Annotated in this window: 17 protein-coding genes; 7 read left to right on the top strand and 10 right to left on the bottom strand. The window is 64.3% G+C overall.

What is annotated here, in order from left to right; all coding sequences use genetic code 11:
* Positions 1 to 49: 49 nt before the first annotated feature.
* The 4 genes from BM275_RS07285 to BM275_RS07270 all read right to left on the bottom strand — a co-directional run bounded on the left by BM275_RS07285 (position 50) and on the right by BM275_RS07270 (position 7,223).
* Positions 50 to 1,498, bottom strand: a complete 1,449-nt coding sequence (locus BM275_RS07285) for an efflux transporter outer membrane subunit (protein ID WP_090520292.1) — start codon at positions 1,496 to 1,498, stop codon at positions 50 to 52.
* Positions 1,495 to 4,665: an efflux RND transporter permease subunit gene (locus BM275_RS07280; RefSeq protein ID WP_090520290.1), complete on the bottom strand. Its 3,171-nt coding sequence runs from the start codon at positions 4,663 to 4,665 to the stop codon at positions 1,495 to 1,497. Before BM275_RS07280 ends, BM275_RS07285 begins: the two co-directional genes overlap by 4 nt.
* Positions 4,666 to 4,762: 97 nt before the next feature.
* Positions 4,763 to 5,992: a multidrug efflux RND transporter periplasmic adaptor subunit MexE gene (gene mexE, locus BM275_RS07275; protein ID WP_090520288.1), complete on the bottom strand. Its 1,230-nt coding sequence runs from the start codon at positions 5,990 to 5,992 to the stop codon at positions 4,763 to 4,765.
* 313 nt (positions 5,993 to 6,305) lie between these two features.
* Positions 6,306 to 7,223, bottom strand: coding sequence for a LysR substrate-binding domain-containing protein (locus BM275_RS07270; protein ID WP_014820192.1), 918 nt, complete (start codon positions 7,221 to 7,223; stop codon positions 6,306 to 6,308).
* Between the two features lie 263 nt (positions 7,224 to 7,486).
* Here BM275_RS07270 and BM275_RS07265 point away from each other — a divergent pair, with 263 nt between their 5' ends.
* The 4 genes from BM275_RS07265 to ligD all read left to right on the top strand — a co-directional run bounded on the left by BM275_RS07265 (position 7,487) and on the right by ligD (position 11,404).
* Positions 7,487 to 8,503: a zinc-dependent alcohol dehydrogenase family protein gene (locus tag BM275_RS07265; RefSeq protein WP_090520286.1), complete on the top strand. Its 1,017-nt coding sequence runs from the start codon at positions 7,487 to 7,489 to the stop codon at positions 8,501 to 8,503.
* Between the two features lie 106 nt (positions 8,504 to 8,609).
* A complete protein-coding gene (locus tag BM275_RS07260; protein ID WP_090520284.1) occupies positions 8,610 to 9,467 on the top strand; it encodes an SDR family oxidoreductase in 858 nt (285 codons plus the stop codon).
* 53 nt (positions 9,468 to 9,520) lie between these two features.
* Positions 9,521 to 10,471, top strand: coding sequence for a non-homologous end joining protein Ku (ku, locus tag BM275_RS07255; RefSeq protein ID WP_090520281.1), 951 nt, complete (start codon positions 9,521 to 9,523; stop codon positions 10,469 to 10,471).
* Positions 10,472 to 10,483: 12 nt separating this feature from the next.
* A complete protein-coding gene (gene ligD, locus BM275_RS07250; protein WP_090520278.1) occupies positions 10,484 to 11,404 on the top strand; it encodes a non-homologous end-joining DNA ligase in 921 nt (306 codons plus the stop codon).
* Between the two features lie 23 nt (positions 11,405 to 11,427).
* Here ligD and BM275_RS22245 read toward each other — a convergent pair whose 3' ends face one another.
* The gene (locus BM275_RS22245) at positions 11,428 to 11,592 is read right to left on the bottom strand and encodes a hypothetical protein (RefSeq protein WP_003285031.1); all 165 of its coding nucleotides are present in this window, start codon (positions 11,590 to 11,592) and stop codon (positions 11,428 to 11,430) included.
* A 359-nt stretch (positions 11,593 to 11,951) separates the two neighbouring features.
* Between BM275_RS22245 and BM275_RS07245 the strand changes: the two genes are divergently transcribed.
* The 3 genes from BM275_RS07245 (at position 11,952) to glgB (ending at position 19,633) form a co-directional block, all read left to right on the top strand.
* Entirely contained in the window at positions 11,952 to 13,964 is a 2,013-nt protein-coding gene (locus BM275_RS07245) for an alpha-1,4-glucan--maltose-1-phosphate maltosyltransferase (protein WP_090520276.1), read from the top strand.
* A gap of 136 nt (positions 13,965 to 14,100) precedes the next feature.
* Positions 14,101 to 17,427: a maltose alpha-D-glucosyltransferase gene (gene treS, locus BM275_RS07240; RefSeq protein WP_090520274.1), complete on the top strand. Its 3,327-nt coding sequence runs from the start codon at positions 14,101 to 14,103 to the stop codon at positions 17,425 to 17,427.
* Positions 17,420 to 19,633: a 1,4-alpha-glucan branching protein GlgB gene (gene glgB / locus BM275_RS07235; RefSeq protein WP_090520272.1), complete on the top strand. Its 2,214-nt coding sequence runs from the start codon at positions 17,420 to 17,422 to the stop codon at positions 19,631 to 19,633. The genes treS and glgB overlap by 8 nt, the downstream gene beginning before the upstream one ends.
* Before the next feature lie 385 nt (positions 19,634 to 20,018).
* Here the strand turns inward: glgB and BM275_RS07230 are convergent, their stop codons facing one another.
* From BM275_RS07230 to BM275_RS07205, 5 genes are all read right to left on the bottom strand, one after another.
* Positions 20,019 to 21,026: a lysylphosphatidylglycerol synthase domain-containing protein gene (locus BM275_RS07230; RefSeq protein WP_090520270.1), complete on the bottom strand. Its 1,008-nt coding sequence runs from the start codon at positions 21,024 to 21,026 to the stop codon at positions 20,019 to 20,021.
* The gene (gene clsB / locus BM275_RS07225; protein WP_014820201.1) at positions 21,023 to 22,267 is read right to left on the bottom strand and encodes a cardiolipin synthase ClsB; all 1,245 of its coding nucleotides are present in this window, start codon (positions 22,265 to 22,267) and stop codon (positions 21,023 to 21,025) included. Before clsB ends, BM275_RS07230 begins: the two co-directional genes overlap by 4 nt.
* The gene (locus BM275_RS07220) at positions 22,264 to 23,067 is read right to left on the bottom strand and encodes an endonuclease/exonuclease/phosphatase family protein (protein WP_042928118.1); all 804 of its coding nucleotides are present in this window, start codon (positions 23,065 to 23,067) and stop codon (positions 22,264 to 22,266) included. Before BM275_RS07220 ends, clsB begins: the two co-directional genes overlap by 4 nt.
* Positions 23,064 to 23,981 (bottom strand): DUF72 domain-containing protein, encoded by a 918-nt coding sequence (locus BM275_RS07215; protein WP_041013769.1) that lies wholly within the window; start codon positions 23,979 to 23,981, stop codon positions 23,064 to 23,066. Before BM275_RS07215 ends, BM275_RS07220 begins: the two co-directional genes overlap by 4 nt.
* A gap of 268 nt (positions 23,982 to 24,249) precedes the next feature.
* Positions 24,250 to 25,170, bottom strand: coding sequence for a LysR family transcriptional regulator (locus BM275_RS07205; RefSeq protein WP_090520266.1), 921 nt, complete (start codon positions 25,168 to 25,170; stop codon positions 24,250 to 24,252).
* Between the last annotated feature and the right edge of the window lie 64 nt (positions 25,171 to 25,234).

Below are 25,234 nucleotides of genomic sequence, written 5' to 3'. Positions count from 1 at the left end.
GACGACTGAAAGCGCTTTCCCCAACCAACCCGGCGGGAGCGGCACCGTGTCACATTTCTGCGCGACTTCCCTCGGACTGCAATTGCTCTGCCGCGGCCGTTCGCGGCGTCTGCTCAGGGACTTCCCAGCCACCGCCAAGGGCCTTGTACAGCGCCACCACCCCGCGATAGAGCTCCACTTCGGCTTGCGCCTGAGCGTCTTCGGCCGTCAGGCGCTCGCGCTCGGCATCGAGCAGCACGAGGAAATCGGCAGTGCCTTCGCGATAGCGGATCTCCGCCTGCTGCGCGGCGGCGCGGCTGGCTGTCGACTGGCGGACCAAAGAAAGCAGGCGCTGCTGGGCGTTGGCGTAGTCGCTGAAGGCGTTCTCTGACTCTTCCAGTGCCAGCAATACCTGTTGCTCATAGCTGGCCAGCGCCGCATCGGCGTCGGCTTCGGCACCACGCAGGCGGGCCCGCACGCTGCCCAGGTCGAATGCTGCCCAGCTGATGCTCGGCGCCACGCCCCAGGCCCGCGCCGCGCTGGAACCGATCTGCGAGCCGCGCCCGGCAACGAAGCCGAGAAAGCCCGACAGACTCACGCGCGGAAACAAGTCGGCCGTCGCCACGCCGACATCGGCAGTAGCCGCGGCCAGCTGACGCTCGGCTGCACGAATGTCCGGGCGCCGGCGCAGCAGCTCGCCGGGATCGCCAATCGGTAGCGACTTGGCGATTGCCGGCAGCTCGCGGGGCGAGAGGTCGACGCTGAGCTGATCGGCGCGCTGGCCGAGCAGGGTGGCGATGCGGTTGCGCGCACGCGCCTGCTGCGCCCTGAGCTGCGGCAGGCTGGCTTCGGTGGCCGCCAGACGGGCATCGGCGCGCAGAACGTCGAGCTCGCTGCCGACGCCCGCTTCGCGAAGCTGTTCGGTCAGCTCATGGGAATTGCGCTGGTTGGCCAGGTTGTCGCGGGCGATGCGCTCACGCAGCTGGGCACCGCGCAGCTGACCGTAGGCATCCACCAGCTCGGCAATCAGGCTGACCTGCAGCTGGTAGAGCTCGGCCTCGACGGCATCGGCCTGCGCCTCGCTGGATTCCAGGCGGCGCTGGATGCGGCCGAACAGGTCCAGCTCCCAGGCCATGTCCAGCCCGAGGTCGTAGCGTTCGGCATTCACACGCTGTTCGGTCACGCCGGGTTGCTGGGCCTTGCCGATATCGGCGCTGGCGCCCGCGGTGACGGTGGGCAGACGATCATTGCTGACGTCATCGCGAATAGCCCGTGCCGCCCGTAGGCGGGCATAGGCGATGCGCAGTTCGCGGTTCTCGGCCAGCGCTTCGCCGACCAGGGCGTCCAGCGTCGGGTCGTCGAACTGCTGCCACCAGGCCGCTTCGAAGCGTGAGTGGTCGTATTCGCCAGCCGAAGCGCTGTCGATACGCGCCGGTTCCTGCTGCGGTGCCCGGTAATCGGGGCCTACCGCACAGGCGCTCAGTGCCAGTGTGAGCAGGGAAAGGGCGAAGAACTTCATGCGCGGGCCTCCTTGTAAACCGCTTTGCGGGCTTCGCGTTTCTCGACGAAGGCACGAATCACCAGATAGAACACCGGGGTCAGCAGCAGGCCGAAGAAGGTCACCCCGAGCATGCCGCTGAACACCGCAACACCCATGGCATGACGCATCTCGGCACCGGCCCCGCTGGAAAGCACCAGCGGCACCACGCCCATGATGAAGGCGAAGCTGGTCATCAGGATCGGCCGCAGACGCAGGCGGCAGGCTTCGAGTATCGCGGCCAGCCGGTCCATGCCTTCTTCCTGTTTGTCCTTGGCGAACTCGACGATGAGGATGGCGTTCTTGCACGCCAGGCCCACCAGCACGATCAGGCCGATCTGGGTGAACACGTTGTTGTCGCTGCCGGCCAGGATCACCCCTGTGATGGCTGAAAGCAGCGTCATCGGCACGATCAGGATCACCGCCAGCGGCAGGCTCCAGCTCTCGTATTGCGCGGCCAGCACCAGGAAGGCCAGTAGCACGCAGAGCGGGAAGACGAATATCGCGGTGTTGCCGGCGAGGATCTGCTGGTAGGTCAGCTCGGTCCATTCGTAGCTCATGCCATTCGGCAACTCAGCCTTGAGCAGACGCTCCATGGCCGCCTCGGCCTGACCGGAGCTGTAGCCCGGTGCGGCGGCACCGTTGATCTCGGCGGTGAGGAAGCCGTTGTAGTGCATCACCCGATCCGGGCCGGCGCTGTCCGTGACGTTGACGAAGGTCGACAGCGGGACCATTTCGCCGCGGTTGTTGCGCACCTTCAGCTGGCCGATCTGCTCTGGTGCCAGGCGGAACTTCTGGTCCGCCTGGACGTTGACCTGATAGGTGCGGCCGAAGCGGTTGAAGTCGTTGGCATACAGCGAGCCGAGGTAGACCTGCATGGTGTCGAAGATGTCATCGATGGCCACGCCATGGGTCTTGGCCTTCTCCCGGTCGATATCGGCGTCCACCTGCGGCACATTGACCTGATAGCTGGTGAACAGGCCGGCCAGCTCCGGATAGTCGGCGCTCTTGGCGATGACGTTCTGCACCTGCTTGTACAGCTCCTCATAGCCGAGGTTACCGCGATCCTGCACCTGCACGCGGAAGCCGCCGATGGTGCCCAGGCCCTGTACGGGTGGCGGCGGGAAGATGGCGATGAAGGCATCCTGGATCTGCGCGAACTGGCCGTTCAGATCTGCCGCGATGGCGTTGGCCGAGAGCGATGGGTCCTTGCGCTCATCGAAGGGCTTGAGCGGGGTGAAGACGATGCCGCTGTTCTGGCTGTTAGTGAAACCGTTGATCGACAGCCCCGGGAAGGCCACGGTGTTCTCCACGCCCGGATGCTTGCCGGCGATTTCCGACATGCGCTTGATCACGTCCTCGGTGCGGTCCAGGGTGGCGGCGTCCGGCAGCTGGGCGAAGGCGACCAGATACTGCTTGTCCTGCTGCGGAACGAAGCCGGTCGGGGTGCTGGCAAAGCCCATGTAGCCCAGGCCCACCAGGCCGACGTAGACCAGCAGCGCCACGGCACTGCCGCGCAGGATGCGCCGCACCACGCCGACGTAGCCGTGGCTGGCGCGGTCGAACATGCGGTTGAACGGCGCGAACAGCCAGCCACCGAACATGCGGTCGAGCAGCCGCGAGAAGCCGTCCTTCGGCGCGTCGTGGGCCTTGAGCAGGCTGGCAGCCAGTGCCGGCGACAGGGTCAGGGAGTTGAACGCCGAGATCACCGTGGAAATGGCGATGGTCAGCGCGAACTGTTGATAGAACTGCCCGGTGAGGCCGGAAATGAACGCGGTCGGGATGAATACGGCGCAGAGCACCAGCGCCGTGGCGATGATCGGCCCGGTCACTTCCTTCATGGCCTGACGGGTCGCTTCCTCCGGCGACTTGCCGAGGCCGATGTTGCGCTCGACGTTCTCCACCACGACGATGGCGTCGTCCACCACGATGCCGATGGCCAGCACCAGGCCGAACAGTGACAGCGCGTTGAGCGAGAAACCGAGCAGGTGCATGACCGCGAAGGTACCGATCAGCGACACCGGCACCGCGGCCAGCGGAATGATCGAGGCCCGCCAGGTCTGCAGAAACAGGATCACCACCAGTACCACCAGCACGATGGCCTCGAGCAGGGTGTGTACCACCGCTTCGATGGAGCCGCGCACGAAGATGGTCGGGTCGTAGACGATCTCGTAGTCCACGCCTTCCGGGAAGTCGCGTTTCAGCTCGGCCATGCGTGCGCGCACCGAGTCGGAGATCTCGATGGCATTCGAACCCGGGCGCTGGAATACCGGAATGGCGACTGCGGGCTGGTTGTTCAGCAGCGAACGCAGCGCGTACTGGCTTGAGCCCAGTTCGACACGGGCGATGTCCCGCAGGCGGGTGATCGAGCCGTCTTCGCCGGCGCGGATGATGATGTTCTCGAATTCTTCCTCGGTGACCAGACGGCCCTGGGTGTTGATCGACAGCTGGAAGTCCGTCGCACCGGGTGCCGGCGGCGCGCCCAACGAGCCCGCGGCGACCTGGCGGTTCTGCTCGCGGATCGCGTTGACCACGTCCGACGCGGTGAGGTTGCGCGAGGCGACCTTGTTCGGGTCAAGCCAGACGCGTAGCGAGTAATCGCCCATGCCGAACAGCTGCACGTCACCGATGCCGTCCAGCCGCGCCAGCTCGTCCTTGACGTTGAGTGCGGCGTAGTTGGACAGGTAGAGCATGTCGTAGCGCTGATCCGGCGAGGTCAGGTGCACCACCATGGTCAGATCGGGCGAGGCCTTGTCCACGGTCACGCCGAGGCGCTGTACCTCGGTGGGCAAGGTGGGCATGGTGCGCGTGACGCGGTTCTGCACCTGCACTTGGGCGTTATCCAGGTCAGTGCCCAGGCCAAAGGTGATGGTCAGGGTCAGCTTGCCGTCGGCGGTCGCCTGGGACGACATGTAGAGCATGCCCTCGACGCCGGTGATGGCCTGTTCCAGCGGCGAGGCGACGGTTTCGCCGATCACCTTGGGGTTGGCGCCGGGGAAGTTGGCGCGCACCACCACGGTGGGCGGGACGACTTCGGGGTATTCGCTGATCGGCAGCTGGAACAGCGAGATGGCCCCGCCGATGAGGATCACCAGCGACAGCACGGCGGCAAAAATCGGCCGCTTGATGAAGAATTGCGAGAAATTCATGGCGCACTCCGGGGTAGGGCGCGCGTCTGGCGCCCTGGCGGATCGATCGGATTGGCGCGGCAGGCGCGCCGGAGTTCAGGTCAGTTGCGGGAGGTGCTCAGCTGCTAGGACGCTGAGCCAGGCTGCGCTCGACGACCTGCGGTTTCATCGCCTCGCTGATCGCACGGTTCTGCTGGCGCAGGGTGGCCAGCGTTTCGGCGTCGGCCATCGGCACCGATTCCGGCTGCACCGGGCTGCCCGGGCGCACGCGCTGCAGGCCGTTGACCACGATGCTTTCGCCCTTGGCCAGACCGCTGCGGACGATGCGCAGCTTTTCGAGCTTGGGACCGAGCTCGACCGGGCGGTAGGCTACAGTGCCGTCTTCGGCCAGTACCAGGACGAACTTCTTGCCCAGATCCGTACCTACGGCGACGTCCTTGATCAGCACGGCGTCGTAGGTCGCGCTGCCGACCAGCTTCAGGCGTGCATACAGGCCGGGGGTGAAGCTGCCGTCGCGGTTGTCGAACACGGCGCGACCGCGGATGGTGCCGGTGCGCGGGTCGACCTGGTTGTCGACGAAGTCCATGTGGCCCAGGTGCGGGTGACCGTCCTCGCTGGACAGGCCGAGGTAGACCGGGGTCGCCTCGCCACGGTCGCCGTTGCGCGCCAGCTCGCGGTACTTGAGGTAGGTACGCTCATCGGCCTCGAAATAGGCATAGACCTTGTCGGTGGAGACCAGCGTGGTCAGCAGCGCCTCGCCAGCGTTGACCAGGTTGCCGGCGGTGATCAGCGCCCGGCCGACGCGGCCGTCGATGGGCGCGGTCACGCGGGTGAAGGAGAGATCCAGCTGCGCGCGGTCCAGTTGCGCCTGAATCGCCGCGGTTGCCGAGCGGGCTTCGCTGGCGGCACTGACGCGGGCGTCGGCGAGCTCGTCGGAAATCGCGTTCTTCTTGCGCAGGCGTTCGCCGCGTTCGGCTTCGGCAACGGTGCGCTGCTGGTTGGCGCGAGCCTGTTGCAGTTGCGCCTGCAGGCGCTTGACCTCAGCCTGGAACGGGCGCGGGTCGATCTGGAACAAGAGGTCGCCTTTCTTCACCAGCGCGCCTTCCTCGAAGGCCACCTTGTCGATGAAACCGGACACGCGCGGGCGAATCTCCACCGACTCCGGCGCTTCCAGGCGGCCAGTGAGTTCGTCCCACTCGGTCACCTGCTGCTCGATGACTTCCGCGACGCTGACGGCGGGCGGCGGCATGCCCGACTGGGTGGCCTCCGGTGCCTTGCCACAAGCGGCGGTGATCAGCACCGTCAGGGCGATAAGGGGAAAACGCAAGGCGTTGAACGAACGTTCCATGCTTGACTCCGCAAGTCGGATTTGTTGATGGCAGGAGTCTGCGTGGTCAAGCCGTTCAGCAAAAATCGAACGAGGCGAAGGTGAATATCACTGGCGGTGATGGTTGCGCATTCGTTATCAGCGCAGCGCGAGGATATTGCTCACCTATGCGTGGGAGCGGTATTGGCCGCGAATGAACCCTGCCGCCGCCGAAGCCTCGACGCGGCATTCCCCAGCGACCACGCTGGAGCCACGAAAAACCGGTCAGCGCATCACTGGCGGGAGCAGGCCTGTCTACCCGGCACGCGCCGCGAAGCCCCAGGCGTCGGGCCTGTCAGAGACTATCCGGATCGCCGACGAACATCTGGATGCGCGAGCGCAGCCAGCGCTCGGCGGGGTCGTTGTCCTGGGCGCCGCGCCAGGCCATGGACAGCTCGAAATCCTGGCTGGTCTGAAACGGCAGCGGTTCGGCGCGCACGCCACCGTTGGCCGCCAGCGCCGCGGCGGCGTAGTCCGGGACGGTGGCGATGATGTCGGTGCCGGCAAGCAGGCTGGCCAGGCCGTTGAACTGCGGCACCGCCAGGACCACCTTGCGCTTGCAGCCGTGCAGCGCCAGTTCCTCGTCGATATAGCCGTTGAGATCGCCGGCAAAGGAGACCATCGCATGCGGACGGCTGCAGTAGTCCTCCATGCTCAGCCGGCCGGGAATGCTGTCGGCACGCAGCAGCATCGGCTTGGGCCGGCGCAGTACCTTGCGTTTGGCATTGGCCGGCAGTTCCTCGGTGTAGCAGACGCCCACCGAGATCTCACCGGACGCCAGCAGGCCGGGCATCAACAGATAGTTGGCGCGGCGCACCACCAGCACCACGTCCGGCGCTTCGGCGCGCAGGCGGCGCAGCAGCGGCGGTAGCAGGGCGAACTCGACTTCATCGGTCAGGCCGATGCGAAACACCTGGGTGCTGGTCGCCGGGTCGAAGGTCGAGGCGCGGCTAACGGCGGTGGAGATCGAGTCCAGCGCCGGTGAAAGCAGCTGGGCGATCTCCAGCGCGCGGGCGGTCGGCTCCATGCTGCGGCCGGTACGGACGAAGAGCGGATCGTCGAACAGCGTGCGCAGTCGTGCCAGGGCGGCACTGATCGCCGGCTGGCCGAGAAACAGCTTTTCCGCGGCGCGGGTCACGCTGCGCTCGTGCATCAGCGTTTCGAAGACGATCAGCAGATTGAGGTCAACACGGCGAAGGTCGTTGCGATTCATACCTGGTTCACGTCGAGCCTGCAGCCGGACCAGGAGGCGTCCGGCTCTGGAGGGTGGTCTGCATTCTAGACAGCTTCGGCTGCCAACGGCATGCCCGATCCCGCTTTCGAAATGCACAAAGCTGCAATGCGCCGGCAAGCATACATACGTAGTTCCATCATTACTGCGCATGGGAACTATCGATGGGAATCCACGCCGTTCACTGGAGTTGTGACGATACTGACGATAGAGTCCGTTCGCACAGTAGTAAGTGAGGGGTCGAAATGTCCCGCATCATCCGTTTTCATCAGTTCGGCCCGGCCGACGTGTTGCGCCACGAGGAACGCGCAATGCCGGTTGCCGGCCCAGGCGAGGTGCTGATTGGCGTGCGCGCCATCGGCGTCAGCTGGAATGACGTGCTCTGGCGCCAGGACCTCGCGCCACGACACGCGCGTCTGCCTGCCGGGCTCGGCAGTGAGGTGGCGGGCGAGGTGCTGGCGGTGGGTGAGGGCGTTCAGGGCTTCAGTGTCGGCGATCATGTTGCCGGCTTCCCGGCCCACGATCTCAATCAGTATCCGCTCTACGCCGAGCATGCGCTGTTGCCGCAGCAGGCGCTGGTGCGTTACCCGGACATGCTCAGCTCCAGTGAGGCGGCGATCCACTATACGCCGATGCTGGTCAGCTATTTCGCGCTGGTCGAACTGGCCCAGCTGGAACGCGGCCAGTACGTGCTGATCAACCAGGCGGCTCACTGCACCGGGCCGGCAGCCGTACAGCTGGCCAAGGCGCTGGGCGGCCGGGTGATCGCCACCTGCGACACCAGCGAGGACCGCGACTACCTTCGCGAGCTGGGCGCGGAGACGGTGATCGTCACCGAAGAGGAAGACCTGGTCGGCCGCCTGCAGAAGGTGACCGAAGGCCGCGGCGTCGACGTGGTGCTGGATGCCTGTGGCGGTTCGCAGATGAAACTGCTCGGCGACGTCATGGCGCCGCTGGGCAAGCTGATCCTCTATGGCATGAACGGCGGCAACGAAACGGCGCTGCCGGTGTGTGCGGCCTTCAAGAAGAACTTCAAGTTCTTCCTGCACTGCCTGTGCGACTTCACCGGGCAGCCGGAGCTGGGCATCGAGCAGAACCGTGAAGCCGTGGAGCGTGCGCTGCAGCATATCAACCAGCTCACCGTGGACCGGCTGATCTGGCCGCAGCTCGACCGCCAGTTCCCGTTCGAGCAGGCAGTCGAAGCCCACCAGTATGTCGAAAGCGGCGTGCCCCGCGGCCGCGTTGTGCTGACGCTGAACTGACCCTTCTAGGGCCCTGTACAGGGCCCTCTCATCGCCCCGCAGAAACTTTTCTCGCGCCGTTCAAGTCCTCCGAAGACAGGCTCATAACCTTGACGGAGGATTTTCCATGGCTGAAGACAATCAGACCCTACCGCCGCAGGAGCAGCCCGAGCCCGGCAAGGAAGGGCTGATGAACCCGCGCCCGGAATACCGCGGCGAAGACTACAAGGCGGCGGGCAAGCTCGAAGGCAAGGTGGCGATCATCACCGGTGGTGACAGCGGCATCGGGCGCTCGGTGGCCGTGCTCTACGCCCGTGAGGGCGCTGACGTGGCGATTCTTTACCTCGACCAGCATCAGGACGCCAAGGAAACCCGCACTGTGGTCGAACAGTACGGCCGTCGCTGCCTGACCTTCGCCGGTGACGTGGCCGATCGCGACGTCTGCCGCAAGGTCATCGACGAAACCCTCGCCGCGTTCGGCAAGCTCGACATCCTGGTCAACAACGCCGCCGAGCAGCACCCGCAGGAAAAGCTCGAAGACATCAGCGAAGAGCAGTGGGAGAAGACCTTCCGCACCAACATCTTCGGCATGTTTCAGATGACCAAGGCGGCGCTGCCGCACCTGGGCAAAGGGGCGTCGATCATCAACACCACCTCGGTTACCGCCTACAAGGGCAGCCCGCAGCTGCTGGACTATTCGGCCACCAAGGGCGCGATCACGGCCTTCACCCGTTCGCTGTCGATGAACCTCGCCGAGCGTGGCATCCGCGTCAACGGCGTCGCGCCGGGACCGATCTGGACGCCGCTGATTCCGTCGACCTTCGATGCCGACGAGGTCGCCGAATTCGGCTCCAACACGCCGATGAAGCGCCCCGGCCAGCCCGATGAAGTGGCGCCGGCTTATGTCTACCTGGCCAGCAGCGATGCAACCTACGTGAGCGGCCAGGTGATCCACGTCAACGGCGGCACCGTGGTCAACGGCTGACCCATTGCCGGGCCAACGAATGGCTCGGCCACATCAACGCTTGGAGAACGACCATGCCACGCACGATCTGGAAAGGCGCAGTCAGTTTCGGACTGGTACACATCCCGGTGGCGCTGGTACCGGCCACCACCCGCCAGGGCATCGATTTCGACTGGCTGGACAAACGCAGCATGGACCGGGTCGGCTACAAGCGCATCAACAAGACCACCGGCGAAGACATCGACAGCGAGAACATCGTCAAGGGCGTGGAGTACGAGAAGGGCCACTACGTCGTGATCAGCGATGACGAGATCAAAGGCGCGCACCCCAAGGCGACCCAGACCGTGGATATCGTCGCTTTCGTCGATGCCAAGGACATTTCCTTTCTCTACATCAACACGCCGTACTACCTGACGCCGGACCGCCGCGGGGAAAAGGTCTACGCCTTGCTGCGCGAAACGCTGATCCAGACCGGCAAGGTCGGTATCGCCAATGTGGTGCTGCGCAACAAGCAGCACCTAGCGGTGGTAATGCCGCTGGGCAAGGCGCTGGTGATGAACACCCTGCGCTGGGCCGACGAGGTGCGCGGGGTCGAATACCTGGAGCTGAAGGACGAAGCGCTCGATCCGGACCTGGCCGAGCGTGAGCTGGACATGGCCAAGCGCCTGGTCGATGACATGACCGAGAAATGGAAGCCGGAACAGTACAAGGACACCTTCCAGGACCAGATCATGGAGCTGGTGGAGAAGAAGGCCCGCGAAGGCAAGCTGGAAGCGGTCGGCGGGCCGGAGGAAGCGGTGGATCGTCGTTCGGCGGATGTCATCGACCTTACCGAACTGCTCAAGCGCAGCCTCGCTGCCAAGCCAGGCAAGGCCAGCAAAGAGGACGACCACGAGGAGAAGGAAAAGGCGCCGGCCAAGCCCAAGACTGCGAGCAAGGCCAAAACGAGCAAATCTTCCTCGGCGGCTTCGCGCACGCGCAAGGCGCCAGCGGCGGGCAGCAAATCCAGCAAAAAGGCGAGCTGATCGGGGTAGCCCATGCCAGAGCAGCGCAAGAGCGCCGGCCGCCCGCTGGTGGGCGGCGTCGGCATCAGCAATCCACAGCGAGTCATCGACAAGGCCAGTGGTGCGAGCAAGCTTGCGCTGGCCGAGTACTACCTGGCGGTCGCCGACCGATTGGTGCCGCAATTGGCTGGCAGGCCACTGTCCATCGTTCGTGCACCTGAAGGCGTCGACGGCGAAAGCTTTTTCCAACGCCATTGCGGTCGGCTGAAGATGCCGCACATGCGCGCACTGCCGAAAAACCTCGATCCCGAGCATGCGCGGCTGATCCAGGCGGACAACATCACCGCGGTCATCGAGGCCGTGCAGATGGGTACCGTCGAGTTCCACACCTGGAACGCGCGCAGTGATCGCGTCGAGCGACCCGATCGAGTCATTTTCGATCTCGACCCCGATCCCGCGTTGCCCTGGTCGAGCATGGTGGAGGCGACCGAGCTGACGCTGCGGCTGCTGGACGACCTGGGGTTGCAGGCCTTCCTCAAGACCAGCGGAGGCCGCGGCATGCATGTCGTGATGCCGCTCGATCGTCGGCACGACTGGGACCTGGCCCGGCAGTTCGCTCGCTCGGTCACCGAGCGGCTGGCGCGCGAGGCGCCGGAGCTGATCGTCGACAAGATGGGCCCGCAGAATCGGGTCGGGCGAATTTTCGTGGACTACCTGCGCAACCAGCGCGGGGCGAGCACCGTTGCCGCCTATTCGGTCAGGGCGCGTCCGGGGCTGGCGGTATCCGTGCCTATCGAGCGTGAGGAGCTGGCGCAGCTGGAGAGAGCCGATCGCTGGAACATCGGCAACCTGGATGAGCGTTTGCGGGCATTACGCAGCGACCCGTGGGCCCGCTACGGCGCCGTTCGACAGAGGCTGACGCAGGCACTGCTCAAGCGCCTGGAGAAGGGTTGAGACAACGGTGTGGCGGCGAGCGATCAGGTCGTCTGGGGATCGTCGGTATCCGCCACGGTCTGGTTTCCATATGGCGCGCCGGGCTTGTGTTCGTCCAGCTCCTCGGCACAAGGCACCTGCGGCACATCGCCCGGCTTGTCATGCACGATCGGGTCGGGTTGCGGCACATCGGGTCGCACGTGAGTCATCGTCGTTCTCCTGGTGTTAGCCAGCTCAGCCTTGGCGGCCGTTCTGCATTGATCGGCTTACATGGGCGAGGTTCCGGCCAATCGTCGCTGCTCGCGGCGCTGGCGACATTCGGCGTGGTCGGGTTCGGCACCCGCTCACGGGGGGCTTGAAACCGGCAACTACCGTATTGCGCTCCCACCAGGCTCGACCGGTCGCCGGACGGGCTGGCTAACGGCCGCCCGGGGCTGAACTTTCCAGGGTCACTTGGCTCGGAAGAAAGAGCCGACGAAAACCGTACCGGTCGCCTCCCGAACCGCACGTTGACGCGTCCAGAGGCGGCTCGGGCACCCCGAACCCATGCGCCCCAGGAGCCCGTTCGATGAGCGATGCACAGCCTACCGCGACGATTCACCCTCGACTCGAAGAAGCCCTGCAGATGCCGCGCATCGCCATCGAATCCACCTTGCCGGTGCTGGATGAGGGGCGCTTTGCCGCCAAGGCGGTCATCGGCCAGCCAGTGGTCGTGACCAGCAAGATTTTCGCCGACGGCCACGACCAGCTGGCCGCCGCCGTGTGCTGGCGTGAAAAAGGCGAAACCAGCTGGCGGCGGGCACGGCTGAAGCTGCTCGGCAACGACGCCTGGCAAGGCCAGTTCACGCCCACCCAGGTCGCCGAGCATGAGTTCGTCATCGAAGCCTGGTGGGATGTGTTCGAGAGCTATCGCTACGAGCTGTCGAAGAAGCACACGGCCGGCGTGCCGGTGCATCTGGAGCTGGAAGAAGGGCGTCTGCTGCTGGAGAAGGCCACCGCTCGCGCCCAGGGCGAGAACCGCGCGGTGCTTGACGATCTGATGCACCGTCTCGGCATGGCGCATACCGATGACGAGCGCGTGTCACTGCTGCTCGCACCGGAGACGGCCGTGGCGATGGCTGCCGCAGACCCACGCGAGCACTGCAGCCGCAGCCGTTTGTATCCGCTGGATGTGGAACGTCCGTTGGCGCAGTTCGCCAGCTGGTACGAACTGTTCCCGCGCTCGGAGACCGACGATCCCAATCGCCACGGCACCTTCCGTGATGTGCACAAGCGTCTGCCGGCGATTCGCGACATGGGCTTCGACGTGCTGTATTTCCCACCGATCCACCCGATCGGTCGCCAGCACCGCAAGGGCCCGAACAACAGTCTGCACGCCGGGCCGAACGATCCGGGCAGTCCCTATGCCATCGGCAGCGAAGAGGGCGGCCACGACGCCATCCATCCCGAGCTGGGCACGCTGGATGATTTCCGCGAGCTGGTCGCAGCGGCTCGCGAGCATGGTCTGGAGATCGCCCTAGATTTCGCCATCCAGTGCTCGCAGGACCACCCCTGGCTGAAAGAGCACCCGGGCTGGTTCTCCTGGCGCCCGGACGGCACGATCAAATACGCCGAGAACCCGCCGAAGAAGTATCAGGACATCGTCAACGTCGACTTCTATGCCGAAGATGCCATGCCCGACCTCTGGCTGGCGCTGCGTGACTTGGTCTGGCACTGGGTGGAGCAGGGCGTGAAGATATTCCGGGTCGACAACCCGCACACCAAGCCGCTGCCGTTTTGGGAGTGGCTGATCGCCGATATCCGCCAGCGCGACCGCGACGTGATGTTCCTCTCCGAGGCCTTCACACGCCCCGGCATGATGGCGCGTCTGGGCAAGATCGGTTACAGCCAGAGCTACACCTACTTCACCTGGCGCAACACCAAGGCCGAACTGAGCGAGTACCTCACCGAACTGAACGAGCCCCCGCTGCGCGACTGCTACCGGCCCAACTTCTTCGTCAACACGCCGGACATCAATCCGTTCTTCCTGCAGGACTCTGGCCGCGCCGGGTTCCTGATCCGCGCTGCGCTGGCGACCATGGGCTCGGGGCTGTGGGGCATGTACTCGGGCTTCGAACTATGCGAGTCGGCGGCGATTCCGGGCAAGGAAGAGTATCTGGACTCGGAGAAGTACCAGATTCGCGTCCGCGACTACCACGCACCGGGCAACATCATCGCCGAGATCGCCCAGCTCAACCGCATCCGACGGCAGAACCCGGCACTGCAGACGCACCTGGGCTTCAAGGCCTACATGGCCTGGAACGACAACATCCTCTACTTCGGCAAGCGCACACCAGACCTGTCGAACTTCATTCTGGTGGCCATCAGTCTCGATCCGCACAACGCCCAGGAAGCGAATTTCGAGTTGCCGCTGTGGGAGCTCGGCCTGCCGGATGACGCCCATACCCAGGGCGAGGACCTGATGAATGGCCATCGCTGGACCTGGTACGGCAAGACCCAGTGGATGCGCATCGAACCCTGGCATTTGCCGTTCGGCATCTGGCGCCTGACCGCACAGGAGCCGGACCCGGACCTCAAGTAATTTCTCGGGCGCAGCTGTTAATTCATTTGAATCATACGTTTATAACGCTTTGTTGATGTGAATTCAGCTGTTGCTCTGCCGTTGCCTAATGCGCCGATCCGGCCTGGGCCTTCACACCGCGACAGGAATGAAGAACATGGCAAAACCGCGCAAACCCGCCGCTTTCATCAAGGACCCGCTCTGGTACAAGGACGCGGTGGTGTATCAGGTGCACCTGAAGTCCTTCTACGACTCGAACAACGACGGCGTCGGTGACTTCCCCGGCCTGATCGAGAAGCTGGATTACATCGCCGACCTTGGGGTGAACACCATCTGGCTGCTGCCGTTCTATCCGTCGCCGCGGCGTGACGATGGTTACGACATCGCCGATTACCGCGGCGTGCATCCGGAATACGGCAGCATGGCCGACGCCCGGCGCTTCATCGCCGAGGCGCACAAGCGCGGATTGCGGGTGATCACCGAACTGGTCATCAACCACACGTCCGACCAGCACCCCTGGTTCCAGCGCGCGCGCAAGGCGAAGAAGGGCTCGGCAGCGCGGGATTTCTACGTCTGGTCGGATACCGACAAGAAGTACGACGGCACACGGATCATCTTTCTCGACACCGAGAAATCCAACTGGACATGGGACCCGGTGGCCAAGCAGTACTTCTGGCACCGCTTCTATTCGCACCAGCCGGACCTAAACTTCGACAACCCGCAGGTGATGAAGGCCGTGCTGGCGGTGATGCGCTACTGGCTGGACATGGGCATCGACGGTCTGCGCCTTGACGCGATTCCCTATCTGGTCGAGCGCGACGGCACCAACAACGAGAACCTGCCGGAAACCCATGCGGTGCTCAAGGCGATCCGCGCCGAGATCGATGCCAATTACCCCGACCGCATGCTGCTGGCCGAAGCCAACCAGTGGCCAGAAGACACCCAGCTGTATTTCGGCGGAGAAGACGGCGGCCCGGGTGACGAATGCCACATGGCCTTCCACTTCCCGCTGATGCCGCGCATGTACATGGCTATCGCCCAGGAAGACCGCTTCCCGATCACCGACATCCTGCGCCAGACGCCCGACATCCCGGAGAACTGCCAGTGGGCGATCTTCCTGCGCAACCACGACGAGCTGACGCTGGAGATGGTGACCGACAAGGAGCGCGACTACCTGTGGAACTACTATGCCTCGGACAAGCGCGCACGTATCAACCTGGGCATACGCCGGCGCCTGGCGCCGTTGCTGGAGCGTGATCGCCGGCGGATCGAGTTGCTCAACAGCCTGCTGCTCTCCATGCCCGGCACTCCGGTGATCTACTACGGCGACGAGATAGGCATGGGCGACAACATCTTCCTCGGCGACCGCGACGGCGTACGCACGCCGATGCAGTGGTCGGTGGACCGCAACGGCGGCTTCTCCCGCGCCGATCCACCGAACCTGGTGCTGCCGCCGGTGATGGACCCGCTCTACGGCTACTACACGATCAACGTCGAGGCCCAGCAGCGCGATCCGCATTCGCTGCTCAACTGGACGCGGCGGATGCTGACCATCCGCAAGCAGTTCAAGGCCTTCGGCCGCGGCACCCTGAAGATGCTCGCGCCGAGCAACCGCCGCATCCTCGCCTACATGCGCGAATTCACCGGAGCGAACGGCGAAACCGAGATCATTTTCTGCGTCGCCAACGTCTCGCGCTCGGCCCAGGCCGCAGAACTGGAAATGTCGCAATATGCCGGCATGGTGCCGGTGGAGATGGTCGGCGGCAGTGCCTTCCCGCCCATCGGTCAGCTGCCGTATCTGCTGACCTTGCCGCCATACGGCTTCTACTGGTTCCAGCTCGCGCTGACCAACCAGATGCCGAGCTGGCACCAGGAGCCGGTAGACACCATGCCGGACTTCCAGACGCTGGTACTCAAGCGCCTGGATACCCTGACCGCCGCCAACCGGCGCATTCTGGAAACCGAAGCGCTACCGGCCTATCTGCCGAAACGGCGCTGGTTTGCCGCCAAGGACGTGGCGATCGAGTCGGTCCGCATCAGCTACTGCGTGCCATTCGGCGACCCGAATCGCCCGGTTCTGCTCAGCGAGCTTTGCGTGGAATCCGCCGGGCGCAGCGATCTGTACCAGCTGCCGCTGGGTTTTCTGGCCGAGACCGAATTCGAGGTCGCATTGCCGCAGCAACTGGCCCTGGCGCGGGTACGCCGCGGGCCGCAGGTCGGCCTGATGACCGATGCCTTCGCCCTCGAGCAGTTCAGCGCCGCGGTCATTCAGGGCCTGCGCGACGAGCTGGTGCTGCCTTGCAACGACGGTGAGATCCGCTTCGTGCCGATGCCGCAACTGGCCGACCTGCAATTGCCGGCGCATCCCGAGGTGCGCTTCATCTCTGCGGAGCAGTCGAACAGCTCGGCGATCATCGACAACAAGGTGATGATCAAATTGCTCCGTCGCGTGGCACCGGGCGTCCACCCTGAACTGGAAATGGGCGGTTTTCTCACCGAACGCGGTTTCGCCCATATCTCCGGCATGCTCGGTCAGGTCAGCCGCATCAACAAGCAGGGCGAGCCGGTTGCCCTGATGGTGATCCAGCACTTCCTCGACAGCCAGGGCGATGCCTGGGTGTGGACGCTGAACAACCTCGACCGCGCGGTGCGCGACGAAATCGCTGGTGGCGTGTCGATGCACGAGAACCAGTTCAGCGCCCTCGACGAACTGCAGGCCTTCAACCGCCTGCTCGGTCAGCGGCTCGGCGAGATGCACATGGCGCTTGCCACGCAGACCGAAGATTCGGCCTTCGCCTACGAAAGCACCAGCAAGGCCGACGCCAAGCAGTGGGAGCAGAGCGTCAGCGCGCAGCTGGAGCAGGCCCTGCAGCGCCTCGAGGAACATCGCTCGAGCTTCGATCGCAAGGAGGGTACCGCGCTCGGCCAACTGCTGGCGCGGCGCGACAAGCTGCTCGAACAAGTGCAACGTCTGGCTGCTAGAACCGTTGGTGGCGTGCGGACCCGTGTCCACGGCGACCTGCACCTCGGCCAGGTGTTGGTGGTGCAGGGTGATGCCTACTTCATCGACTTCGAAGGGGAGCCGGCCCGCTCGCTGGATGAGCGGCGCGCCAAACATAGTCCGTTCAAGGATGTCTCAGGCCTGCTGCGTTCGTTCGAGTACGCCGCGGCCATGACCATCCGCGGTGCGCAGATCAGCGACAGCACGCCCGAGGCCGATCAGGCGCGGCAGCGTATCGCGGCGAGTTACCAGAGCAGTGCGCAGGCGGCCTTCCTCGAAGCCTACCGCGAGGCCACCGCCGAGTTGCCGCACGACTGGCGCGACGCGGATGGCGCGAATGCTGCACTGCTGCTGTTCAGCCTGGAAAAATGCGCTTACGAGATCGTTTACGAAGCGGAGAACCGACCAACCTGGTTGCCCGTCCCGCTACAGGGATTGCTGGCCCTGGCACAACAGCTTTTCGATGGAGGCTCCAATGACTGATCGTCCGGTTCTGACCATGCCAGGGGAAACCCTGATGCCCAGTTTCGCCGATGTAGACGCACTGGTGCGAGCCGAGCATGGCAACCCGTTTTCCATTCTCGGGCCGCATCCTGACGGCGAGGGAATCGTGATTCGCGCCTACCTGCCCAATGCCCTGGGTGCCGAAGTGCTCGATCGCGATGAGCAACTGCTTGCCGTGATGGAGCAGGGGCAGGTGCCCGGATTCTTCTTTATCCGCCTGCCACATCAGCAACCCTACCTGCTGAAGATTCGCTGGGCCGGCGGCGAGCAGATCACCGAAGACCCCTACAGCTTCGGTCCGCAACTGGGCGAGCTGGACATGCACCTGTTCTCCGAAGGCAATCACCGGCAGATCGGCCGGGTATTCGGCTCGCAGGTGCTGGAAGTGGACGGTGTGCAGGGCGTGCGCTTCGCCGTGTGGGCGCCCAACGCGCGCCGAGTGTCGATCGTCGGCAGCTTCAATGGCTGGGACGGTCGCCGTCATCCGATGCGGCTGCGCTTTCCGTCCGGCGTGTGGGAGTTGTTCATCCCGCGCCTGCAGCCCGGCGATACCTACAAGTACGAGATTCTTGGGCCGAACGGCATCCTGCCGCTCAAGGCCGACCCGATCGCCCTGGCAACCGAGCACCCGCCGGGCACCGCTTCGGTCATCGCCCGGCCGCTGGACTACCAGTGGAAGGACCATGGCTGGTTGCAGCAGCGCGCCGCGCGCCAGTCGGTCAAGGCGCCGATGAGCATCTACGAGCTGCATGCGGGCTCCTGGCGACGCGACGGTGGTGACGATGGTCGCCTGTACGACTGGCACGAGCTGGCGGAGCGGCTGATTCCCTACGTGGTGGACATGGGCTTCACCCACATCGAGCTGATGCCGATCATGGAGCATCCCTTCGGAGGCTCATGGGGCTACCAGCTGCTCTCGCAGTTCGCGCCGAGTGCGCGCTACGGCAACGCCCATGATTTCGCCGAGTTCGTCGACGCCTGCCATAACGCCGGCATCGGTGTGATCCTCGACTGGGTGCCGGCGCACTTTCCCACCGACGCCCATGGCCTGGGCGAATTCGACGGCACCGCGCTGTACGAATACGCACACCCGTTCGAGGGCTTCCATCAGGACTGGGATACCTACATCTACAACCTCGGCCGCACCGAGGTGCACGGCTTCATGCTCGCTTCGGCGCTGCACTGGCTGCGCGAGTTCCACGTCGATGCCCTGCGTGTCGATGCGGTGGCGTCGATGCTCTATCGCGACTACTCGCGCAAGGACGGCGAGTGGATTCCGAACCGCCATGGCGGGCGTGAGAACCTCGAGGCGATCGACTTCCTGCGCCATCTGAACGACGTGGTGGCTACGGAAACCCCTGGCGCGCTGGTGATCGCCGAGGAATCGACAGCCTTTCCGGGGGTCAGCAAGCCCACCAGCGAAGGTGGCCTCGGCTTTTCCTACAAGTGGAACATGGGCTGGATGCATGACTCGCTGAAGTACATCCAGGAAGACCCGATCAATCGGCAGTACCACCACGACAAGATGACCTTCAGCATGGTCTACGCCTATTCCGAGCACTTCGTCCTGCCGATTTCCCACGACGAAGTGGTCCACGGCAAAGGCTCGCTGGTCGACAAGATGCCCGGGGATCGCTGGCAGAAGTTCGCCAACCTGCGCGCCTACTTGTCGTTCATGTGGACGCACCCGGGCAAGAAGCTGCTGTTCATGGGCAGCGAGTTCGGCCAGTGGCGCGAGTGGAACCATGACCGCGAGCTGGACTGGCATCTGCTCGAAGAGGCCGATCACCGTGGCGTGCAGAACCTGGTGCGCGATCTGAACCGGCTGTACAGCCAGGAGCCGGCGTTGCACGAACTGGACAGCGACCCACAGGGTTTCCAGTGGCTGATCGGTGATGACCGCGCCAACAGCGTGTTCGCCTGGCTGCGCAAGAGTTCGACCGGGCATCCGCTGTTGGTGGTCGCCAACTTCACGCCGGTGGTACGTGAGGCGTACCGCATCGGCGTTCCGGTGGAGGCCAAGTGGCTGGAGGTCTTCAACAGCGACGCGGCCTGCTACGGCGGCTCGAACACCGGCAACGGCGGCGGCATGCTCGCCGAGCCGATCGAGAGCCACGGCGAGAAGGTCTCGCTGTCACTGACCTTGCCGCCACTTGGCGTGCTGGTACTGCGGCCGCAGGTGTAAGGCTGCCGCGCTGAAAAGAGCCGCTCGGGGCCAACCTGAGCGGCGTTTTTTTTAGAGTAGGATGCGGCGCCGGGGAATCCGCTCTATGAGGGCTTGTGCGCTCTAATGCGGCGGCACCGCGATGGTCACGGTCAAGCACTCACTGCGGGAGGGGCCTTGGCGGAAGCGCTGCGGATTCCTACTCGCGGTCAAGACCGCTCCCACGGACGCCGCGGTCGAGCATGTCGTGGATTGTCATGTCGTGGATTGAGCTGCTGACAGAACCGACCGGTGAGGCAGTGCCACCGTGGCTCCGTTCAAGTATCCGCCTTTGTAGCAGCGGGCCCTGGCCGCGAACGGAGCACATCTCGAATCGCGGTCTTCCCGGAAATTGCTTCGCTGACCCTCAGCCCGTTTCCTGGGAGACGGGCTGCTGATCGCCGGCCTGGTTGCTGCTGCGCAATTTCTTCGCCCGGGCTTCGAGCACCACATAGACGAGGGTGGCGAACAGCAGCGGGATCAGGAAGTAGATCACCCGGTAGCCGATCAGGCCGCCGACGATGGCGCCTTTGCTCATCTCGTCGGCGAGCATCGCCACGAATACCGCCTCGATGACACCGAGGCCGGCCGGGATGTGGGTGACCACGCCGGCGATGCTGCTGATCATCAGGATACCCAGCACTTCGGGGTAGGCGGCCTTCTGGGAAAGCATGAAGTACACCACCAGCGCCATGAGTGACCAGTTGGCCGCGCCCAGCACCAGCTGGATCAGCGCCAGGCGCAGCGAAGGCAGTTGAATCTCGTGGCCGCGAATGGTCCACGAGCGACGCTTGGAGAAGCCGCACAGCCACAGATACACCACACACGCCACCAGCAGGCCGACGCCAAGCACCCGCAGGGCGGTGAAGCCGATTTCCCAGCTGGCCGGCGGCTGAATCCAGCCCATGGCGAAGATCATTCCGGCCAGCCACATGTAGCCCAGCCAGTTGGTGAGGATGCTCATGGTGAACACCCGGGTGATCTGCGAGGGTTTCAGCCCCAGGCGCGAGTACAGACGGAAACGCAGGGCGATGCCGCCGACCCAGGCGCTCAGGTTGAGGTTGAAGGCGTAGCAGACGAAGGTCACCGGCAGGATCTGTCGGATCGGCAGGTCATGCCGTGCGTAGCCTTTGCCCAGCACATCGAAGAAGCAGTACACCAGGTAGCTGCCAAAAGCGGCAGCGCCAGCCATCCACAGCGTCTGTGCCTGGTAGTTGCGCAGGGTCTTGTAGACCTCACCCCAATCGAGGTTGCGCGCGAGACCGACTAGCAGGCCGACGACAAGTGCGAAGAACACATAGGTGAGGATTTTCTTGATCAGCGGCCAGCGTCGGCGGCAGCCGCTCTTTGCCCCGGCCTGGTTGGTCTGGCTCATTGGTGGTCTCGCTGCAGGGGAGAAGGCACGGGATCGAGTGGGCGGGTGGTGTCCGGATCGATCAACTCCAGGCGTGGCTTGTGCTCGGGGAACAGGCTGACCAGTCCCGGGAAGTGCCGCAGGAAGTGGAAGATCAGGAAGGCCAGCGGCGCACGCCACCAGAATCCGCGGACGATCCGCTCCAGCGGAATACGCCGGCAGTCGGTCTGCAGCAGGTGATCAAGGCGCTCGTGCAGGTGGCGGTTGAACACATGATCACGAATGATCAGGTTGGCCTCCAGATTGAGCGACAGGCTCAGCGGATCGAGGTTGCTCGAGCCGACAGTGGACCACTCGTAGTCGGCCAGCGCGACCTTGCCATGCAGCGGGCGGCGGCAGTACTCGTGGATCTCCACGCCGTCGCGCATCAGGTAGTTGTAGAGCATGCGCGCGCCGAACTTGGCGATGGGCATGTCCGGCTCGCCCTGGAGGATCAGCCGCACCCGCACCCCGCGCCGCGCGGCGTTGCGGATTTCCCGCAACACACGATAACCGGGGAAGAAATAGGCGTTTGCAATCAATAACCTAGAGCGAGCATCTCGAATCGCTTGCAGGTAGTGCTGCTCGATGTCGTTGCGGTGCTGGTCGTTGTCGCGGATGACGAACAACGCCCGCGCCTCGCCACGGCTGACGCCACCGTAACCCGGCGTCTGATGACGCATGCGCCGCCGCCACCAGCGATGGGTCGGCTTGTCCGGTGCGATCTGCGCCAGTGCGAAGTGGTGGATATCACGCACCACAGGACCTTCCACCTGCAGGGCATAGTCCTGCTTGGCGGCCGGCCCGAAGTCACCCAGGTGATCGGCGGAGAAGTTGATGCCGCCGATGAAGGCGACCTCGCCATCGACCACGACGATCTTGCGATGCATGCGCCGGAACACGTTGAGCCGGCGGCCGAGTAGGCGCTTGCCGGGATCGAACATGTGAATACGCACGCCGACCCGGGTCATGGCGGTGACGAAATCACCGCACAGGTCCGCCGAGCCGTAGCCGTCCACAGTCACATCGACGCTGGCGCCGTTTTCCGCGGCGGCGATCAGCGCTTTCTGCAGCTCCGCGCCTACCTTGTCCTGGAACAGGATGAAGGTTTCCAGCAGCACTTCTTTCTTGGCCTGGGCGATGACCTCGAACACTCGAGGAAAGAACTCTTCGCCGTTTTCCAGTAACTGAAGGCGATTCCCGTCTCTCCAGTGGTAACTCATAGATGTATCTCCACCGCTAGGGGCAGATGATCTGACAAGTGCGTCCAGGGTTTGTTACCGAGGATTCGCGCATCGTGGCTGCTGGCATTGCGCACATAGATGCGGTCCAGGCGCAGCATCGGCCAGCGTGCCGGGAAGGTTTTCGCCACCTGACCCTGGGAAACGGCGAAGACCTCATGCAGGCCAGCACAGCGGTCCAGGGTCCTGGTGGCCTTGAGTCGCCAGTCGTTGAAGTCTCCCGCGACCACCACGGGCGCACCTTCGGGCAGCGAGTCGAGCAGGTTGCAGAGCAGTTCCAGCTGCTGCTGGCGGTGCGACTCGCGCAGCCCAAGGTGTACGCAGATCGCGTGAAACTCGTCGTGCCCCGGCACCTGCAGCACGCTATGCAATAGGCCGCGGCGTTCCGGGCCGGCGATGGAAATGTCGAGGTTCTCGTAGCGGGTGATCGGAAACTTCGACAGCACGGCATTGCCATGGTCGCCGTCCGGGTAAACCGCGTTGCGGCCGTAGGCGAAATCGGTCCAGATGCTATCGGCCAGGAACTCGTACTGCGGCGTGGAGGGCCAGTTGTGAAAGCGCATTGCGTGCTTGTCGTGGGTGCCGAGAACTTCCTGCAGGAACACCACATCCGCCGAGACACTGCGCACCGCTTCACGCAGCTCGGGAAGGATGAAGCGACGGTTGAGTGCGGTGAAGCCCTTGTGCGTATTGACCGTGAGAATGCGGATCGAATTGACCGCTGTCGCCATGTGGGCATCGAGGTCGGCGCTTTCGATCGGGTGATTTTTGTCCAGAGTCAAACCATTGCTCCTTCCAGTTGGCCAGGCGTGGCCTGCAGGTGTTCATCCAGGCCGAGCCGGCGCAGCAGTTGCCGCGCGTCATAGGGCGCGCGAACCTTCACGTCGTTGTCGAAATAGCAGTACACCGCGCGGGATTTGCGCGGCCGCGGCTTGCGCGGGCTGGTCAGTCGCGCGTCATCGGGCTGGTCGCCGTCGCTCCAGCGCTGGATGCGTTGGCACCAGTGGTCCAGCGCGGCATCGGTGTAACCGCTGGTATAGAGCTCCTCCGCGCCATGCAGGCGGATGTAGACGAAGTCGCTGGTGAGGTCTTCTAGGTGCGGCCACTTGCCGGCGGTGTCGGCCACCACCAGCGCGACCCGGTACTTGCGCAGCAGGTCGATGAATTCGGGCGCGGCGAAACTGGCGTTGCGGATTTCCACCGCATGCCGCATCGGCCGCTTGCGGTCGATGGACAGGTAGCTGCGCCCCTCCATGCGGGGCTCGCATCCTTTGGCGATGGCCAGCGCGGCTTCGGTGTCGTGGGGCAGCTGGCGAAGAAAAGTCTCGAACAGTTCCGCATCGAATTTGAACGAAGGCGGGAACTGCCAGAGGATCGGCCCGAGTTTTTCCTTGAGCTGGAAGATTCCCGAAGCGAAGAAGTTGGCGATCGGTTTCTCCACATCGTTAAGACGGCGCACGTGGGTTATGTAGCGCGGCCCCTTGATGCTGAAAACGAAGCCCTTTGGCGTATCGGCGTACCAGTCGGCATAGCGTTCCGGGGTCTGCAGCGAATAGAACGAGCCATTGATCTCGATGCTGCTCACCGCGCGCGAGGCGAACTGCAGTTCCTTCTTCTGCGTCAGCCCCTTGGGGTAGAAATCGCCGCGCCAGGGCGCATAACGCCAGCCGGATATACCGATATGAATGTTCGCCATGGACGGGCCCTACCGTGCAATCAGGACAGACGAGGCGCTTGCCGGATTACTGGCGGCGGTAGCTGCTACGCAGGGCGTTTCACCGGTGATGGGGTTGACCGCTTTCATAACCACTCCAATTCGCCCAGACAGGTGCGCAATCGCCGATGCGCACATCTGTTCCGACTTTTGCGCGCAGTAGCGGTTCACCTTTTCTATCGCGGTGGTGGCAGTTTTAGCGTGCGGGTTGCGCTCTGGACCGCGGTCTTGCGGCTGTACTGGACCGGATTCAGTCCGGCGACAGGCTCCACGGCAGGTCAGCGGAAAAGGCGTCGACCAGATAATCGATCATCACCCGGACCTTGGCCGGAGGACGTCTATCGGGCGGGTAGACGACGTGAATTCCACCAAGCTCGACGCACGGCTGATCCAGCTCGAGGGCGACCAGTTCACCGCTGCGCAACGCCCTGGCGACAATGAATTGCGGCTGGTAGATCACGCCCTGTCCACCGACCGCGGCGGCCACCAGGGCTTCCCCATTGTTGGCGACCAGGTCGCCGTTGACTGCGATCCGCACCTCGGCATTGCGACCGAACGGCCAGACCTTGCCCGCGGCGAGGCTAGCCAGGCTGTAGCCGAGACAGTTGTGCTGCCCCAGGTCGGCGACGCTGCGCGGCACGCCTCGCTCATCCAGATAGCGCGGCGCGGCACAGACCAACAATGGGGAATCGGCAAGCTGGCGGGCCTGCATGGGACTGTCCTGCAGCCTGCCAATGCGAACGGCCATGTCCCAGCCGCCATCGATCAGGTCGATCCGGCTGTCGGTCAGGCCGAGTTCCACTTTCACCGCGGGATGGCGACGGCTGAACTCCGGAATGAGCGGGGCGATAAATTGCGTGCCGAACGTCAGCGGCACATTCATGCGCAACAGCCCGGTGGCCTCGATCCGCTGCGACGCAACGCTGGCCTCGGCTTCCTCTATCTCCGGGAGGATGCGCTGGCAGGCCTCCAGATAGTTGCTGCCGGCCTCGGTCAGGCTCAGGCGGCGGGTGCTGCGGTGGAACAACTTGACCCCGAGACGGGCCTCCAGCGCATCGACATGTTTGCTGGCCATCGCTGGCGACATTTCCAGATGGCGCGCCGCCGCCGAGAGGCTGCCAGCCGTGGCAGCGCGGGCGAATACGCGCATGCCAGTGATTCTGTCGAGCATCGCAGCTCCTACTAATGGTTAAAACTGTCTGTGCTTTTTAGCATGTTCTATCACTATTGAGTGT

This window comes from Stutzerimonas kunmingensis (assembly GCF_900114065.1).
Taxonomy (GTDB): domain Bacteria; phylum Pseudomonadota; class Gammaproteobacteria; order Pseudomonadales; family Pseudomonadaceae; genus Stutzerimonas; species Stutzerimonas kunmingensis.
This window is presented reverse-complemented; position numbering and strand designations above follow the sequence as displayed.

Coding starts and splice junctions, on each gene's coding strand:
- BM275_RS07285 (WP_090520292.1), bottom strand. CDS start 1,498: ATGAAGTTCTTCGCCCTTTCCCTGCTCACACTGGCACTGAGCGCCTGT.
- BM275_RS07280 (WP_090520290.1), bottom strand. CDS start 4,665: ATGAATTTCTCGCAATTCTTCATCAAGCGGCCGATTTTTGCCGCCGTG.
- mexE (WP_090520288.1), bottom strand. CDS start 5,992: ATGGAACGTTCGTTCAACGCCTTGCGTTTTCCCCTTATCGCCCTGACG.
- BM275_RS07270 (WP_014820192.1), bottom strand. CDS start 7,223: ATGAATCGCAACGACCTTCGCCGTGTTGACCTCAATCTGCTGATCGTC.
- BM275_RS07265 (WP_090520286.1), top strand. CDS start 7,487: ATGTCCCGCATCATCCGTTTTCATCAGTTCGGCCCGGCCGACGTGTTG.
- BM275_RS07260 (WP_090520284.1), top strand. CDS start 8,610: ATGGCTGAAGACAATCAGACCCTACCGCCGCAGGAGCAGCCCGAGCCC.
- ku (WP_090520281.1), top strand. CDS start 9,521: ATGCCACGCACGATCTGGAAAGGCGCAGTCAGTTTCGGACTGGTACAC.
- ligD (WP_090520278.1), top strand. CDS start 10,484: ATGCCAGAGCAGCGCAAGAGCGCCGGCCGCCCGCTGGTGGGCGGCGTC.
- BM275_RS22245 (WP_003285031.1), bottom strand. CDS start 11,592: ATGACTCACGTGCGACCCGATGTGCCGCAACCCGACCCGATCGTGCAT.
- BM275_RS07245 (WP_090520276.1), top strand. CDS start 11,952: ATGAGCGATGCACAGCCTACCGCGACGATTCACCCTCGACTCGAAGAA.
- treS (WP_090520274.1), top strand. CDS start 14,101: ATGGCAAAACCGCGCAAACCCGCCGCTTTCATCAAGGACCCGCTCTGG.
- glgB (WP_090520272.1), top strand. CDS start 17,420: ATGACTGATCGTCCGGTTCTGACCATGCCAGGGGAAACCCTGATGCCC.
- BM275_RS07230 (WP_090520270.1), bottom strand. CDS start 21,026: ATGAGCCAGACCAACCAGGCCGGGGCAAAGAGCGGCTGCCGCCGACGC.
- clsB (WP_014820201.1), bottom strand. CDS start 22,267: ATGAGTTACCACTGGAGAGACGGGAATCGCCTTCAGTTACTGGAAAAC.
- BM275_RS07215 (WP_041013769.1), bottom strand. CDS start 23,981: ATGGCGAACATTCATATCGGTATATCCGGCTGGCGTTATGCGCCCTGG.
- BM275_RS07205 (WP_090520266.1), bottom strand. CDS start 25,170: ATGCTCGACAGAATCACTGGCATGCGCGTATTCGCCCGCGCTGCCACG.